The organism is Halomonas shengliensis, from assembly GCF_900104135.1.
Taxonomy (GTDB): domain Bacteria; phylum Pseudomonadota; class Gammaproteobacteria; order Pseudomonadales; family Halomonadaceae; genus Halomonas; species Halomonas shengliensis.
Window position 1 is genome coordinate 16,347 of the sequence record NZ_FNIV01000009.1, and the last position, 15,681, is coordinate 32,027.

The following is a 15,681-nucleotide window of genomic DNA, read 5'->3' on the forward strand; positions in this document are numbered from 1 at the left end:
ATGCCTGCGTCTTTATGCTATTAAAAATGACTATACTTTATATTGGCTTTCGATAGGCGATCTGCTGTGATTAGCAACAAAAAACCAGCCACAAGTGTCACTGGAAACATTGACCAACTGAAGCCACTGAAAGCAAACCTACCAAGTTGCAAACCAATCCAGACGGTAGCAACTGCTTTTATGTGCGGTCTGACAATAAAACCTATACACCACTTCCAGAAAAAGAAGTAAGCGCCGACATACAAGGGAGCGACTAATACTCCCACCCACCCAAAGTTAGCATATGCTTCCCCCCAATACATCGTTGGTTGAGAGCCCACCACCCCCCGCTCCGCGAAATGAGGATTGACTATTTTCATTACCTCAGTGGTAATTTGATAGTGATCAAAAGGGAATATTCCGCTAGGATTAGGGAAGCTCCTACCCAAGAGATAATCTACTTTTTCTGGAAATATCCAAAGATAATTATAAGCACCGCTTAACTGTCCTGTAAGTGCTCTAGAGGCTGTAGATGACAGTGCTGAAATAAAGCTTCCACTACCCATAAACAATATGTACATTATCAAAACTGCTGCCAAAGAAACCAGGCTCATAGAAAGCATCTTTGCTGTTGATAACATTTTTCCTGATCGCAAGTATGAATGTACTAAAAAGATTGTTGCTAAAAAGAAAACAAATGGAGCTTTTTGCGCTGTCATTGTAAGAAAAAAAGAAGTACATAAGAAAAAAATTGAGAATAAAAACCAACCGAACACTGATCGATATGTCAAGGCTAAAGCATAAAGGGCCAATGAACAAACCCAACTTAAATCATAAAAAAACAAACTATACCAATGATAAGAACCAGAGAAATTATTAGTCATATTGCTACGTGATTGAGCAACACTTTTTCCACTTAATGATTCTAATATTGCTAAGCTGTCTATTTTGCTTATATAGACATAGGTGACAAACAAGACAACTGAAAATATTAAAGACCAAAACAAAAAAATAGGAGTCAGTGCATTTATATTCTCGTTTTCTTCATCTTTTACGGGATAGTTTAAAAATCTTTTTTTCCTTGAAATAGAGTCAAGAATGCCATAAGCTAGTATAGCTCCTATTAAAGACCATGAAGCAGCCAACATTGCTGTTACAATAATTTTTATATCTGTAATGCCAGTCATGACTCGGTAATCATCTAACTTAAAATAAAGTATTGGATATCCAAGAAATGACATCAAAACAGTCAAAGATAAAAATATTTGTATTTCACTGATCTTGCCAATTGTCAATTTTGTAGCTTTTGTGATAAAAATAAATATAAAAAGGGTTGCCGCCCAGACAAGTAAAAACAATATCGTCATAGCATTTTTCTACTAACTGGTGCCAAACTTTGTGCGTAAGCAAATGCCATCCAAGCTTGGCTCCATCTCGGATAACTTGTTTTATCTGTAACTGCAATTTTAGTCTTCGGAATTAATAATAATTTATTTTTATATTTTTTTGATTTTTTATCCCAAAGTTTTTGGTTTGTGCATTCGATTGCTTTTTCTAGCTTCTCCACCTGCTCTGTACTTAGCATTCCTCTAAATCTATCCAAAAAAAGCAAGCTTTCGGCCAAGCTGTGAGTATCGATAGACTGGCTATCCCGCATAACTTTATTATTTTTTATAAACATATCAACATACCGTCTACACCCCATCCGTAGGATTTTATCTATCCTTTCTGCATACTGAGGATAGGCATCGAATTTTTTTATTCGATCTAAGGAACGAAGGACATACCCAGTATGGTAATTATCTTCTGTAATATTTTTTGAAGGAGGTGCAGAATAGGGAAATGACTCGGATTTCTCAAAATGCTCTATTGAGTGAAGAAGAGCTCCTTCCACCTCATTAGGAATACAGTTACCGCAGGCCTTCAATGCAGCCCCCATTTCTACCGCCATTAAGTTTGCGTTGTGTACAAAGTAGCCGGAATTGGGAGTATACATGTAAAAGGGTAAATCATTATAGACTCTAGTTGGGAACACACTAAGAGAATTTATTGCGATTTTTTTCCAATTAACTTCATCAGGTAAATCTTTAACGCCACAATATTCTGCTGTATGATAAGCCAAATAGCAAAAATATGTAGTTACTAGGTTAGGGGTTTTTGCTAAAATCTCTGCCCCTTGAATGCTATACGGGAAGCCATGGCTCCACGTAAACTTATCTTTTAATCTTTCCTTATTGAGTTCTGAAAGAAGCCATCTTGCTCGCTCCTGGCTAACTTTTGACTCATCATGAAGCATATTTGCAAGAGCCGCTAGTGCCAAACACTTTGGTAACCTAGCTTTTGGAGCCCATTTTTCAGGTGCCAAACGATGACCGAAATATGTCAAACTCCGATAGACGATTGATCGTCTTAGCTTTGCATAAATCGTGTTGCTTTCTTTCCCCGCCAAGCGCAGTACAAGGGGACTAAAACGGATAGTCGATGGATCAAGCCCTTCATAATCAATAGCATGAAGGTCTCGAAGCAATATTTGCAATTTTAGTTCATAATCAATATTCATCGTTAGTACGTATTTTTTCCATGTTCACTTTTAGCTCTCTTAAAGAGATCAAAAATAAAGCAATTGTAATACCGAAAAAACCGATTATCACATCGCCATTTTTCACAACAGTCGAGTGGCAAGCCAATACGGCTAGTAGCGATGTGCCAAAAGATAACTTAAAAAAGAATGTTGTTTTCTGCCAATAGATTACTTGCAGCCTGCTTGAGGTTAGATAGTTTACAATGTATAGTAACACTGCGTAATGGATGCTCGAGAAAAGTGACAGAAGAACTATGGCAATCTCAACAGATTCGAGAAATGCGCCAATTATTATAGATGCAACGCGGAAAGAAAAAACTGATATTTCCCACAGGCTTTCAATAAACTGGTGGTTTACCGCAGTAAGCGTCTTTTTTATTGGAGCTGTTGTCAATTCAAAGTACATCCAGGGTGCTAACAACTGTGCAAAATATCCTGCTTGCGCAAAATCTTTACCGAAAAATATCGTGAATATTTCTTGCCCCCCAGCCAAAAGAAGGAGTGCAGGCGCCAAAGAGACCATCACTAAAACTTTATGCGTTTTTATAACTACATCAGAGAGATTGTTCTCTCTTATACGTTCTTCCAAACTTCCATAAAACACTTGTGCAACAGAAAGACCAACAAGCCGAATTGGTGTCAACATTATCCTTTGAGCGAGGAAATAATACCCAGCTATGGCTGGAGAAAAAAGAGCAGGAAATAATATAAGTGGAGCATTGCTAGATGCCGCATTAAACAAACCGCCCCATGTGCTAAATAACGGGAACCGCCAATGGTTTTTAAGTGCAATGAAAAATGTTAGCCTAATGCTCATCTTATGATTTGAGTGGTGCTGAATCAGCCCTTTGGCTAGTTTTGCCGCTCCCGCAGCCTGTCCCACAATTTGTCCAAGAATAAGAGCTATAGGGCCGAACGAAGATCCAGAAATTTGAATCAACGCCATGCTGCCGGCTTGAGTAAATTTTGTTTTAGATATGTCTTTATACTTTTTTTTCCTTATGCTCCAGTACGACAATGTTTGATAGATACCTAATAGAATCATTCCAACCGGGAGCAGGAAGGCATAGGAAGCTAGGGAAGGTGTATTGAGCAATAAAGCTAATTTTTCAGAAAAGAACCAAACTCCAAGGCTCACTAATAGCGCCGTGACAAAAGAAAAGATCAATGAAATTATCACTAAAGACTTTGCTTCTTGTTCTTCTTGTGGAAGAGGAATGGCCAAATGATATCGGAGCGTAACAATCACACCAAGCAAGGTTAATAAAGAACTATAAACAGCAAGAAGCCCAAAGTGTTCAGGACTATAGAGCCGGGTTAGGATCGGCGAGGCTGCTACTGCAATAATTTGACCTGCTACCGTACCGCCTGCTAAAACAGAAACACTTCTTGCGAAGCGGTTTTTAGGAAAAATATTAATCATTTTGTTTTTAACAAAGTTCAGCATTTTTTTGTAGCCGACTTCAACGAAGAAACAACCGTATTTAACTCACCATTCCCCATATATGGATGCAACGGCAAAGAAATCACTTTCTCTGCGGCACAACCACCTTCCGGAAGATTTGCTTGGCAATCTTTTACCGCCGGCTGATGATTAAGCGGTATAGGGTAATGCACGGACGTCGGGATTCCTTCTTCTTTGAGCGCTAATTGCACTGTTTCTCGGCTCTCTACACGAATAGTGTATTGGGCCCAAGCGCTTCTATTGTACGCCTCAATATGGGGTGTCGTGATGCTACCAGCTTCGTTAATAAGTTGCGTGTAGCGCTCCGCCGCGTGTTGACGCTTTACCAGCTCGTCATCGAAGATTTCCAGCTTGGGTAACAGAATCGCCGCCTGCAAAGTGTCCAGCCGGCTGTTCACCCCTACGCGGATGTGATGGTAGCGCCTATCCTGGCCGTGGCGGGCGATCTGGCGGAGGATTGTGGCCAGTTCTTCATCGTTGGTGAAGATGGCCCCGCCGTCGCCATAGCAGCCAAGCGGCTTGCTGGGGAAGAAGCTGGTGGTGGCGATGGTGCTCAGGTTGCAGGACTTGCGGCCCTTGTAGGTGGCGCCGAAGCTCTGAGCAGCGTCCTCAATGACCGGTATGCCATGTTTCTCGGCAATGGCATTGATGGCATCCATATCTGCACACTGGCCGTAGAGCGATACCGGAATAATGGCCTTGGTGCGCGGCGTGATCGCTGCTTCCAGCAGGGTCGGGTCGAGATTGTATGTGCGTGGGTCGATATCCACATAGACCGGCTTGGCACCCAGCAGGGCCACCGTCTCGGCAGTAGCGATGTAGGTGAAGCCAGGAGTAATCACCTCGTCACCCGGGCCGATGCCCAGTGCCATCTGGGCGATCTGCAGCGCATCGGTGCCATTGGCGCAGGTGATGCAGTATTTGGCGCCGGTGTAGGCGGCCAGCTTCTCTTCGAGCTCGGCGACCTCGGGCCCAAGGATGTACTTGCCATGGGCGAGAACTCGCTGGATGCCGGCATCGATCTTGTCCTTGATGCGCTCCTGCTGAGCGGCGAGGTCGATAAACGGCATCATGAGGCAATCCTCCTCAACTGCTTTCCCTCCAGTACATAGCGCTCGCCGGTATGCTGGCACACCGCCTCCCCCTGCCCCTCCAGCGGCAGCTTGAGCTGTTCGCCGTATTGGCTCATCCAACCGATCTGTCGTGCCGGCACGCCGACCGTCAGCGCATAGGCCGGCACATCCTTGTTAATGACTGCGCCCGCACCGATGAAGGCGTATTCACCGATGGTCACACCGCAGACAATGGTGCAGTTGGCGCCCAGGGTGGCGCCCTTCTTCACCAGAGTGTCGCGGTATTCGTCCTTGCGCTCGATCAATGAGCGCGGGTTGTAGACGTTGGTGAACACCATACTAGGGCCGCAGAAGACTCCCTCTTCCAGATGCACATTGTCGTACACGGAGACGTTGTTCTGCACCTTGCAGTAGTCGCTGATAATGACCTTGTTGCCCACGAAAACGTTCTGGCCGAGCGAGACGCCCTTGCCTATCCGAGCACCGCCGCACACATGCACGAAATGCCAGACGCGGGAGCCTTCGCCGATCTGAGCCCCATCGTCAACGATGGCGGAGTCGTGGATCTTCACGTTGGTGACACTCATCTCACACCACCCTGTTTAGGAAAGGGTGGGCTTCACCGGCCTCCGGGGCCTTCGGCTGTGCGGCACGGATGGTGTTCACGGTCTCGATGCAGTGGCGTGCGTCCTCGATGCCGTAGCCGCGCCCTGCGAGAATCTCCTGATAGCTCACCGTGTGCAGGTCGGTAAAGCCGCCGGAGAACTCGATCTCCTCGCCATCCACGGTGATGGAACGATAGGTAGGTTGCTTGCCCTTGACGCTTTCGGGCAGGTCGCCGGCGTCGATGGAGAGGAACCAGGGCACTCGCGCCTTCTCGTACTCCAGGTAGCCGGAGGCCTTGTCGTTGCTGGCGTAGTGCAACACGTTCTTCTGCAACTTGCCGAAGATGAAGTGCAGCATGTCGAAGAAGTGCACGCCGATGTTGGTGGCCACGCCGAAGGACTTGCGCGGGTCGCCCTTCCAGCTCTCCATGTACCACTTGCCGCGTGAGGTGATGTAGGTGAGTTCCACCTCATGCTTGTCGCTGCGTGACTCCTGCTCCACCTTCTGCTTCAGGTCGAGGATCGCCTGGTGGTGGCGCAGCTGCAGGATGTTGTAGACCCGCTTGCCGGTCTCCTGTTCGATCACTGTCAGCTCATCGAGAAGCTCAGGCGTCGGCACCAGGGGCTTCTCGCAGATCACGTCGCAGCCCAAGCGCAGGCCGGCGGCGATATGGGCGTGGTGCAGGTAGTTGGGCGAGCAGACCGCCACGTAGTCCAACGCGGTCTCGGGGTTGCGCTTGAGCCGCCAGGCGTGCTCCTGAAAGCGCTCGAACTCGGTAAAGAACTCGCTCTGGGGTGAAATGGAGTCGATGATGCCCACAGAGTCGTTGATGTCGTAGCCCACCGCCAGGTGGTTACCGGTTTCCTTGATCGCCTTCATGTGGCGCGGGGCGATATAACCGGCGGCGCCGATCAGGGCAAAGTTCTTCATTCTCTTCCTCAGGCCTTGATGATATGGGCGGCGGGTTCGCGGAAGGTGCCGCGGCTGTCGACGATCAGCTTGGCATGCTGTTGGATCAGTTCGAAGTCGAAGCGGTCATGGTCGGTGGCCAGCACCACGGCATCGAAGCTCGCCAGACTCTCGGCAGACAAATCGACGCTTGCCAGCGCGAAGTGGTGCTCGCGCATCTTGGGAAAGACCGGCACGTGGGGGTCGCTGTAGGCGACTTCGGCCCCCTTGGCCTCGATCAGCTCCATGATCTCCACCGAGGGGGACTCGCGCATGTCGTCGACGTTCTTCTTGTAGGCGATGCCCAGCACGAGCACGCGGCTGCTCTTGAGCGCCTTGCCGTGGTCGTTGAGGCCGTCCATCAGCTTGCCCACCACGTACTCGGGCATGGCGCGATTGACCTCACCGGAAAGCTCGATAAAGCGGGTATGCAGGCCATACTCCCGGGCCTTCCAGGTCAGATAGAAGGGATCGATGGGGATGCAGTGGCCGCCCAGACCCGGGCCCGGATAGTAAGGCGTGAAGCCGAAGGGCTTGGTCGCGGCAGCGTCTACCACCTCGAAGATATCGATACCCATGCGGTCGGCAACGACCTTCATCTCGTTGACCAACCCGATGTTGACCGCGCGGTGGATGTTCTCCAGCAGCTTGGTCATCTCGGCGGCCTTGGTGGAACTGACCGGCACTACCTGGTCAATGGCCGGCTCATACAGGGCCACCCCCACCTCACGACAGGCCAAGGTATGGCCGCCCACCACCTTGGGAATGGTACGCGTTTCAAAGTCCGGGTTGCCCGGGTCTTCCCGCTCAGGCGAATAGATCAGGAAGATGCTCTCACCCACGACCAGACCGCCTTCCTGCACACGGGGGAGCAGCTCCTCCTCTGTAGTGCCCGGATAGGTGGTGCTCTCCAACGACACAACCTGCCCTTCCCTCAGATAGGGCTTCAGTGCATCGGTGGTGTTGATCACGAAGCTCATGTCCGGTTCGCGGTACTTGTTGAGCGGCGTGGGCACACACAGGATGATGGCATCCGCTTCCGCCACGCGTCTGAAGTCGGTCGTGGCTTCAAAACCGGACTGGGACGCCCTGGCCACCTTCTCGGACGGAATATGCTCAATGTAGCTCTTGCCGGCGTTCAGGTGGTCGACCTTCTCCTGGTCGATGTCGATCCCCAACACACGAAAGCCGATATCGTTGTAGCGTAGCATCAGAGGCAGGCCGACATAGCCGAGGCCGACGATGCCGATAACGGCTTCCTTGCTCTGGAGTTTGTGGATCAGCACATCCTGTGGGTTAGACATAAAACCGATTCTCGTGATAGCTATGCATTAGTTTAACCTTTGCAAAGATAATTATTTATCAAGATATAAAATCACGGCGTCGTCGCAGACTAACTTCCTGATCCATCTCAGCGAGCCACTTTCACACTTAAGCCAAGAAGTCAACGCAGCAATTCGCGACAAACAGGACGTCATCAAAAGAGTGGCGACGGGGTGACGAATGGCTATTGGCATGGCTACTGGCAGCGTTCTGCCGAAACACCTGGGCCCGCCAATTGGCGGCATCGACCGTTTCGCCAAAGGCCCCGCCATTTGGCGGGGTGGTCCCGCAGCTTGGCGAAAGCGCATTACCTAACCCATTGATTTTTAAGTGTATTGACGATAAGAGAAGGCTGCCAATCGAGTCCAGACTCAGAAAAACTAGATCAACCCACGCTTTTTGGCATCAGTTAACATTGCTTTAGCAAAACTAATGATTTGTTCTTGGTAATCGTGAGCCGCATTCAACGCATCGGCCAATACTTGGGCAGACTCGATATACTCATGGATCATCTGATTACGAGTCTGACGTATTGCTAACCAGTGATCGGCGGACTCCAGCATTCCCAGCTTCTCTGCCTTGTCGAGGTTATCGACTACCGCACCCCGCTTCTCCCCAAGCGCCTGCAGCCATAGAGGAAGAAGCTTGTCTCCAACGGTGTCTTGCAGTCGGCAGAAACGGCTTGCAAACGCCTCAACCCTTTCGGCAAAAGCTTCATCAGTGGCGAGGCTGGCTGCTCGTTCGACATCCAGTGCTTGGTCAAATACACGTGTAGCAGAAAACCGCAAGTGCTGAATTTCCTTATTGACGACCCGGTTCAGAAAGACAAGGCGTTCTTGATGATTATGCGTCATGAGACAATATGACCCCCTGCTCCCGGGCGATACGGTGAATCGGCAACTCCTCGAGGTTGGGGGCCGCCAGTATCACATCCACCTTGCGACCCTGCGTGGCGCGCATGATTTTGACACTGAGCCAGGCCGACAAGCGCGCAGGATGCTCAACCGCTTCATCGAGTTCCACCATAAGGTCAATATCGCCGCCCTTGGCGGTGTCATCGAGGCGGGAACCGAAGAGCCGGACGACGGCCCTTTCGCCACAGATCTCGGTAACCACTGCCTTGATGGCATCAATGTCAGACAGGGATAGGCGCATTTTCCCTCACAGCAGTATGCCCTTCTCCTTGGCGGTCTCGTGGATCGGAAAACGCTTCAAGCCGGGAGCCTCCAGGAGAACATCGATCTTCTGCTCCCCGAGTTTCATGATGATTGAACCTTCGAGGCGCGCGCAGTCCCAGGCCGGATTCTCGACAGGCTGGGTGACCGTGACCATAAGGTCGATGTCGCCTCCCCTGGCAGCGTCGTCAACGCGAGATCCGAAGAGGCGGATCTCGGCTTTCTTGCCAAAGATCTCGGCAGCAGCCGTCTTGATGACATCGATTTCGTGCTGATTCAGTCGCATGGTCGTCTGTGCCGTGATGCTGGCCCATGGCAGTTGCCTCCTCTGCGTCTATACTGATTACTTATCCAGTATAGTCCAGCCGGTCAGGTGAGGCAGTGCCATGACCCGTGATAGCCGACCCGGCGAGCTCATCGAAGCCGATGAGGCGGTGGTGGAGTTTGAGCGCCTGCCCCAGGTGGTGAAGCGCCTATCGGCCCGGGCACGCCGGCATATCGCCAACAGCGTGTCGAAGAACACCATCCGTGGCATGCGGGCCGACCTGCGCGTCTATCAGCGTGCAGGCGGCCTGCTGCCGGCGGATGAGTTCGATATCGCCAACTTCATCGCCGATCAACGTGCTCTGGGCAAGAAGCCCGCCACCCTCGAGCGTTACCTCAACTCCCTGCATATGTGGCACCGCTATATGAACTTGCCGTCGCCGGTGAGGAGCATGCCGGTGCGTGCGGTGATGCGCGGCATTCGCCGCTCGGCCGGCACGCGACAGAAGGAGGCGCCGCCGCTGCTGCTCGAGGATCTGCATCGGCTGCTGGATCACATCGATCGCACCGACCTGCGTGGCAAGCGCGATAGCGCCCTTTTCGCGTTGAGCTTCCACGGTGCCTTTAGGCTCAGCGAGGTGGTGGCGCTCTACCTGGAGGATATCCAATGGGAGGCTCGCGGGATTCTGGTAGCCCTGCGGCGCAGCAAGACCAACCAGGAGGGGGCCGAGGAGACCAAGGCAATCCTCCGCGCGCCGGAACCCTTCTCCTACTGCCCCGTGCGCCTGCTGGAGGCCTGGTTGGCGGCCTCGGGCATTCGGCGCGGGGCGGTGTTTCGCAGCATCAGCCTGTCCGGGAAGCTGGGGGCCGGGCGGCTGACCGGCTGTGTGGTGGCACAACGCCTGACACATCACCTGAAGGCCGCCGGCATGGCCGAGCGTGGTTTCTCACCGCACAGCTTTCGGGCCGGCTTCATCACCGAGGCGCATCGTCGCGGCAAGGCCGCGGTGGATATCAAGCGCGTCAGCGGTCACCGTTACCAGAGCACCTTCGAGCGCTATATCCGGCGTAGCGATGCCTTCGAGGACCACGCCGGGGACTTCTATGGCGGCGTGGAGGAAGCGCGGCTCTATGCCTGGCGCTGCCGGTAGCGTTTCAGGCTCCCCGCAAACCGCGCCAGGAACACCAGCATCACACCGAGCATGCCACCGAGCACCAGAGAGAGCGCGAGGATCAGCGCCTTGCGGGGCTCGCTGGGGCCGGCCGGGGGGAAGGCGTACTCGACCACATCGACCACGCGCTCGGTGTGGTTGGGCTCGACCCCTTCGTCGACGCCGTAGAGGCGACCACTATCCAGCAGCTGAGCGATGCGCTGACGTTGCTCAAGATGCTGTTCGATGGCACGAATCTGGCCGTTGCTCAGCCCCTGATCGATGGCGTCGCTTAGCGTGTCACGGTCGGCCTCCAGAGCCTGGTAGCCCATGAAGTAGAGCGGCAGAGAGCCATCGCCGTTGATGTTGGCATAGATAACTTCGCTACCGGACGGCTGACGGCCGAACTGCTGTGGTGTTGTCGGCTTCTCGATCTCAAGGCGTCGAGCCACCTTGATAGCCTGTTCCAGAGCAAACAATCGATCCTCACGTGCGCTCTTCAACGACTCCTTCTCTAGTTCCAGATCGGTTTGCAGTCGTGCGATCTGGGCGCGGTTGTAATCATCGAACCGGCTGCGCAGAGTAGCCCACACCTCTTCGGCCGTAGCGCGCACATAGGCGTTGAGAACTTCTGCCCCCTGCTCGCCTTCCGGGTAACGGTAAGTCAGATCCAATGCCAGCCGACCGTCGCGTTCGGCATTCAGCCCGTCGACACTCAAGCGGCCACTGAACACTCTGCCAAGATTGGCATTCTCATCGAGCTGGAACAGATCACGGTGCTCTTCAACGAAGATCTCGAAGTTCTGATAGCTCGAGAGGCGGTTGCCAAGCGTGCGATAGGCTTCATCCGGCGAAATGGTAAACCCGTTGAGTAGGCTGAACCCTGAAAAGTTGGCGCTCGGGGCAGGCACCGCACGGAAGCGGGTCTCATAGGTCGGTGTAGTCACCGCCAGGTAGGCGAAGGCGGCCACCACCGCCACCACAATGGTGCCGAGGATCCAGTACCAGCCTTCGAGCAGCATCAGCGCCAGGTCGCGCAGGTCGATCTCGTCGCTGTAGGCATCCTGCATGGGGTCAGTGCTCATTACGGTGTCCTTTAGGTACTCTACTTCCATCGAGCGGGCACGCTACCGCCCGGGGATTGCTCCGGGCGGATTCCCATGCCCTTGCGGTGTCCTGTGAAACTCAGGCCAACTGAGTCTGCCATGCGGCTGGTAAGTCTGGAGCCTCGCTTTCTGCCAGCATCCATGCGGCACGGCAATTTTTGCTTCGGCAGCATTCTACGCGACTCTCGCGGGAGGCTCTACACTCCCCTGTCGCATCGGTGAAACCTCGAACCGCCGATGTCTGCTGGGGGCGACATCAGCATGCTTGGTACCCGAAGTCAGTCGCTGCCGAAGAGGTCGCGGGTGTAGAGCTTGTCGGTGACGTCGTCGAGCTCGGGGGCGCGGCGGTTGGTGAGGATGAGGTCCGCCTCGGCCTTGAAGGTGTCGAGGTCGCGGATGACCCGGGAACCGAAGAAGCTCTCCTCCTCCAGCACCGGCTCATAGACGATCACCTCGATGCCCTTGGCCTTGATTCGCTTCATCACGCCCTGCATGGCGCTGGCGCGGAAGTTGTCGGAGCCGGACTTCATGATCAGGCGGTAGATGCCCACCACCCTGGGCCGGCGGGCCAGCACCTGCTCGGCGATGAAGTCCTTGCGGGTACGGTTGGCGTCGACCACGGCCTGGATCAGATTGTTGGGCACGTCCTGATAGTTGGCGAGCAGCTGCTTGGTGTCCTTGGGCAGGCAGTAGCCGCCGTAGCCGAAGGAGGGGTTGTTGTAGTGCTTGCCGATGCGCGGGTCGAGGCCCACGCCCTCGATGATCTGGCGGGTGTCCAGGCCGTGGGTCTCGGCGTAGCTGTCGAGCTCGTTGAAGTAGGCCACGCGCATGGCGAGGTAGGTGTTGGCGAAGAGCTTGATCGCCTCGGCCTCGGTGCTGTTGGTGAAGAGCACCGGGATGTCGATTTTCTCGGCGCCCTGCCGTAGCAGTTCGGCGAAGCGTTCGGCACGCGCGGAGCGCTCGCCGACGATGATCCGCGAGGGGTGCAGGTTGTCGTAGAGCGCCCTGCCCTCGCGCAGGAACTCCGGCGAGAAGATCAGGTTCTCGGTGCCGAAACGCCTGCTGGCCTCCACGGTGTAGCCCACCGGCACGGTGGACTTGATCACCATCAGGGCGTCGGGGTTGATGGCCATCACGTCCTGGATCACCGCCTCGACGCTCGAGGTATCGAAGGTGTTGGTGACCGGATCGTAGTCGGTGGGGGTGGCGATCACCACCACCTCCGCGCCACGGTAGGCCTGCTCCCGGTCCAGGGTGGCGGTGAAGTCGAGCTCGCGGTGGGCGAGGAAGTCGCAGATCTCGGCATCCTCGATGGGCGAGACCTTGTCGTTGAGCAGGGCCACCTTCTCGGCGACGATATCCAGCGCCACCACCTCGTTGTGCTGGGCGAGGAGCATGGCGTTGGAGAGGCCGACGTAGCCGGTACCGGCGATGGCGATCTTCATGGGGAGTCCTTTCGCGTCGTAGGGAAGCGTCAGCGCCACATTATACGGGTCGAGCGCCGCCTTGTGTGGCCCTGGCCCGTGCGCGCCCACGCGAAGCAAGCTTTGGCCAAGCCCGAAGCCCGATCTGCTATAACTGAGTGTGCCGCTCCAACAACCACGGTGAATGGATGCACCTGCCCTGCCGCCCTGCCCTCACCACCGCCGCCCTGTTGGCGCTGCTGATCGCCGCCTCCCCGACGGCCGTGGGGGAAGAGGTCGTCCGCATCGGCGTCTACCACAACCCGCCCAAGCTCCACTTGGGTGAGGATGGCGAGCCCGGCGGCATCTTCGGCGATCTGGCGGTGGCACTGGCCGAGGAGAACGGCTGGCGGTTGGCGCCCGTGACGTGTGCCTGGCAGGAGTGCCTTGCGCTGCTGGAGGCCGGCGAGCTCGACCTGATGCCGGACGTGGCCTGGACCGCGGCGCGCGCCGAACGGTTCGCCTTCCACCAGGAGCCGGTGCTGCACAGCTGGTCGCAGCTCTACCATGAGCCGGCGCTCGAGATCGAGGGGATACAGGATCTCGCGGGGCGGCGCATCGCGGTGCTGGAGGGTTCGATGCAGCAGCGCGCCCTGGCGCGGATGCTCGAGAGCTTCGGGATCGAGGCCGAGCTGGTGGCGCTGCCGAGCTTCCAGGAGAGCTTCGCCAGCGTGCAGCAGGGAACCACGGACGCGGTGGTGAGCAACCATCTCTACGGCGGCTGGCAGGCGCCGCGCTATGGCCTGACCGCCAGCCCCATCATGTTCGAGCCCTCGCGGCTCTTCTTCGCCGCCCCACCCGGCCGGCACGCGGCGCTGCTGGAGCGGATCGACGCCCAGCTCCTGCGCTGGAAGCGTCAGCCCGGCTCCCCCTACCACCAGGCGCTGGAGCGCTGGCGCTCCGGCGAGGGAGGACACCCGGTACCGAGGTGGCTGCGCTGGGCGCTGATCGGCTCCTTCGCCCTGATGGGGCTGGCGATGCTCGGCAACCTGACGCTGCGCCGGCGGGTGCGCGACCACCTGGCGGCGATCCGCCAGGTGCGCGAGGACAACCGCCGACTGACCCTCTACGACTCCCTCACCGGCCTGCCCAACCGGCGCCACCTGATGGAGCAGCTGCACCGCCGGCTCGCCACGCCCCCTGCGGCGCACGGCTACACCGCCCTGCTGCAGATCGACCTGGACCGCTTCAAGCGGGTCAACGACACCCGCAGCCACCGCGAGGGGGACGAACTGCTGTTCCAGCTCTCCGAGCAGTTCGAGGCGGCGCTCGGCGGCACCACGACCTTCCTCGCCCACCTCGGCGCCGACGAGTTCGCCGTGCTGGTGGACGGCCTGGGGCAACGCGCCGACCAGGCGGCCCAGCGGGTCGAGCGGCTGGGCGAGCGGCTGCTCTCCGCCGTGGTGGCCGCCCAGACGCCGGAGGTGGCCGACCTGGGCATCACCGGCAGCATCGGCGTCTCGCTGTTCGATGGCGAGGCGACCGCCCCCGAGACTGTGCTGCAACAGGCCGACATGGCGGTGGGCCAGGCCAAGGCCGCCGGCGGCAACCGGCTGCGCTTCTTCGACGACGCGGTGCAGGCGGCGGTCAATCGCCAGGTGCGCCTGGAGGCGGACCTGCGCCGCGCCCTCCAGCGCGACGAGCTCAGGCTCTTCTACCAGGTGCAGGTGGACGAGGACGGCGAGGTCTCGGGGCGCGAGGCGCTGCTGCGCTGGGCGCATCCCCAGCAGGGGATGGTCTCGCCGGGGGAGTTCATCCCGCTGGCCGAGGAGACCGGGCTGATCGTGCCGATCGGGCGCTGGGTGGTGGAGACCGCCTGCCGCCGGCTGGCCGCCTGGACCAGGGATCCCGCGCTCGCCGACCAGGCGATCTCGGTTAACGTCAGCCCGGTGCAGTTCAGCGAGGGGACCTTCGTCAGCGAGCTCAGGGAGATCCTCGCCGCCACCGGCGCCCCGCCCCGGCGGCTGGTGCTGGAGGTGACCGAGTCGCTCCTGATGCAGAACCCGGAGTGCGTCAGCCAACGGCTGAGCGAGCTGCGCGAGCTCGGCGTGCGCCTAGCGCTGGACGACTTCGGCACCGGCTACTCGTCGCTCAACTACCTCAAGCGGCTGAGCCTGCACGAGCTGAAGATCGACGCCAGCTTCGTCGCCGGCATCCCCTTCGAACCCGCCGACATGGCCATCGTCGACACCACCCTGACGCTCGCCAACCGCCTGGGGCTCGAGGTCACCGCCGAAGGCGTGGAGACCGAGGAGCAGCACCGCTGGCTCCAGGCCCGCGGCTGCCGCCGCTTCCAGGGCTTCCTGTTCGGCAGGCCGGAGCCGCTGGCATAAAAGACCTGCGAGGGCGCCTGACGTCGCCAGTCGCGCGGCAAAGCCGCCCTCCTACAGGTAACGCCATCCTCGAATGGCAACACCGACGAGGCGCCTGACGGCTCCCGGACCGCTGGTAGGAGGGATGCTCCGCATCGCGACTGGAGGCCGAAGGCCTCCCCAGTAACGCCAGAGAGTTCAGCAACACCTTCGGGGCGCCTGACGGCGCCAGTCG

Annotated in this window: 14 protein-coding genes; 2 read left to right on the plus strand and 12 right to left on the minus strand. The window is 56.3% G+C overall.

Annotated features, from left to right (window positions below):
* Positions 1-20: 20 nt before the first annotated feature.
* The 10 genes from BLP95_RS16725 to BLP95_RS12800 form a co-directional block, all read right to left on the minus strand.
* The gene (locus BLP95_RS16725; protein WP_143004424.1) at positions 21-1,346 is read right to left on the minus strand and encodes an oligosaccharide repeat unit polymerase; all 1,326 of its coding nucleotides are present in this window, start codon (positions 1,344-1,346) and stop codon (positions 21-23) included.
* A complete protein-coding gene (locus tag BLP95_RS16730) occupies positions 1,343-2,539 on the minus strand; it encodes a hypothetical protein (protein WP_143004425.1) in 1,197 nt (398 codons plus the stop codon). Before BLP95_RS16730 ends, BLP95_RS16725 begins: the two co-directional genes overlap by 4 nt.
* Complete coding sequence (locus BLP95_RS12765; protein ID WP_089680136.1) at positions 2,529-4,007, minus strand: oligosaccharide flippase family protein; 1,479 nt, start codon at positions 4,005-4,007, stop codon at positions 2,529-2,531. Before BLP95_RS12765 ends, BLP95_RS16730 begins: the two co-directional genes overlap by 11 nt.
* Positions 4,001-5,095 (minus strand): DegT/DnrJ/EryC1/StrS family aminotransferase, encoded by a 1,095-nt coding sequence (locus BLP95_RS12770; RefSeq protein WP_281187380.1) that lies wholly within the window; start codon positions 5,093-5,095, stop codon positions 4,001-4,003. The genes BLP95_RS12765 and BLP95_RS12770 overlap by 7 nt, the downstream gene beginning before the upstream one ends.
* The gene (gene wbpD, locus BLP95_RS12775) at positions 5,095-5,685 is read right to left on the minus strand and encodes a UDP-2-acetamido-3-amino-2,3-dideoxy-D-glucuronate N-acetyltransferase (RefSeq protein WP_089679979.1); all 591 of its coding nucleotides are present in this window, start codon (positions 5,683-5,685) and stop codon (positions 5,095-5,097) included. The genes BLP95_RS12770 and wbpD overlap by 1 nt, the downstream gene beginning before the upstream one ends.
* 1 nt (position 5,686) lies before the next feature.
* A complete protein-coding gene (locus tag BLP95_RS12780; protein WP_089679981.1) occupies positions 5,687-6,634 on the minus strand; it encodes a Gfo/Idh/MocA family protein in 948 nt (315 codons plus the stop codon).
* An 8-nt stretch (positions 6,635-6,642) separates the two neighbouring features.
* Positions 6,643-7,956, minus strand: a complete 1,314-nt coding sequence (gene wbpA / locus BLP95_RS12785) for a UDP-N-acetyl-D-glucosamine 6-dehydrogenase (protein ID WP_089679983.1) — start codon at positions 7,954-7,956, stop codon at positions 6,643-6,645.
* A gap of 399 nt (positions 7,957-8,355) precedes the next feature.
* Positions 8,356-8,829 carry a hypothetical protein gene (locus BLP95_RS12790; RefSeq protein ID WP_089679985.1) on the minus strand — a complete coding sequence of 158 codons (474 nt, stop codon included), beginning with the start codon at positions 8,827-8,829 and terminating at the stop codon, positions 8,356-8,358.
* Positions 8,819-9,130 (minus strand): nucleotidyltransferase domain-containing protein, encoded by a 312-nt coding sequence (locus BLP95_RS12795; protein ID WP_089679987.1) that lies wholly within the window; start codon positions 9,128-9,130, stop codon positions 8,819-8,821. Before BLP95_RS12795 ends, BLP95_RS12790 begins: the two co-directional genes overlap by 11 nt.
* 6 nt (positions 9,131-9,136) lie before the next feature.
* Positions 9,137-9,436 (minus strand): nucleotidyltransferase domain-containing protein, encoded by a 300-nt coding sequence (locus tag BLP95_RS12800; RefSeq protein ID WP_089679989.1) that lies wholly within the window; start codon positions 9,434-9,436, stop codon positions 9,137-9,139.
* 100 nt (positions 9,437-9,536) lie between these two features.
* Between BLP95_RS12800 and BLP95_RS12805 the strand changes: the two genes are divergently transcribed.
* Positions 9,537-10,565: a site-specific integrase gene (locus BLP95_RS12805; protein ID WP_245678752.1), complete on the plus strand. Its 1,029-nt coding sequence runs from the start codon at positions 9,537-9,539 to the stop codon at positions 10,563-10,565.
* Here the strand turns inward: BLP95_RS12805 and BLP95_RS12810 are convergent.
* Together BLP95_RS12810 and BLP95_RS12815 are read right to left on the minus strand one after the other, a co-directional pair.
* Positions 10,544-11,650 carry a Wzz/FepE/Etk N-terminal domain-containing protein gene (locus BLP95_RS12810; protein ID WP_176760290.1) on the minus strand — a complete coding sequence of 369 codons (1,107 nt, stop codon included), beginning with the start codon at positions 11,648-11,650 and terminating at the stop codon, positions 10,544-10,546. The two genes, BLP95_RS12805 and BLP95_RS12810, sit on opposite strands and share 22 nt — an antisense overlap.
* A 299-nt stretch (positions 11,651-11,949) precedes the next feature.
* On the minus strand, positions 11,950-13,116 hold the full coding sequence (locus BLP95_RS12815; RefSeq protein ID WP_089679993.1) for a nucleotide sugar dehydrogenase: 1,167 nt from the start codon (positions 13,114-13,116) through the stop codon (positions 11,950-11,952).
* Between the two features lie 167 nt (positions 13,117-13,283).
* Here BLP95_RS12815 and BLP95_RS12820 point away from each other — a divergent pair, with 167 nt between their 5' ends.
* Complete coding sequence (locus BLP95_RS12820; protein WP_089679995.1) at positions 13,284-15,467, plus strand: putative bifunctional diguanylate cyclase/phosphodiesterase; 2,184 nt, start codon at positions 13,284-13,286, stop codon at positions 15,465-15,467.
* Positions 15,468-15,681 lie beyond the last annotated feature (214 nt).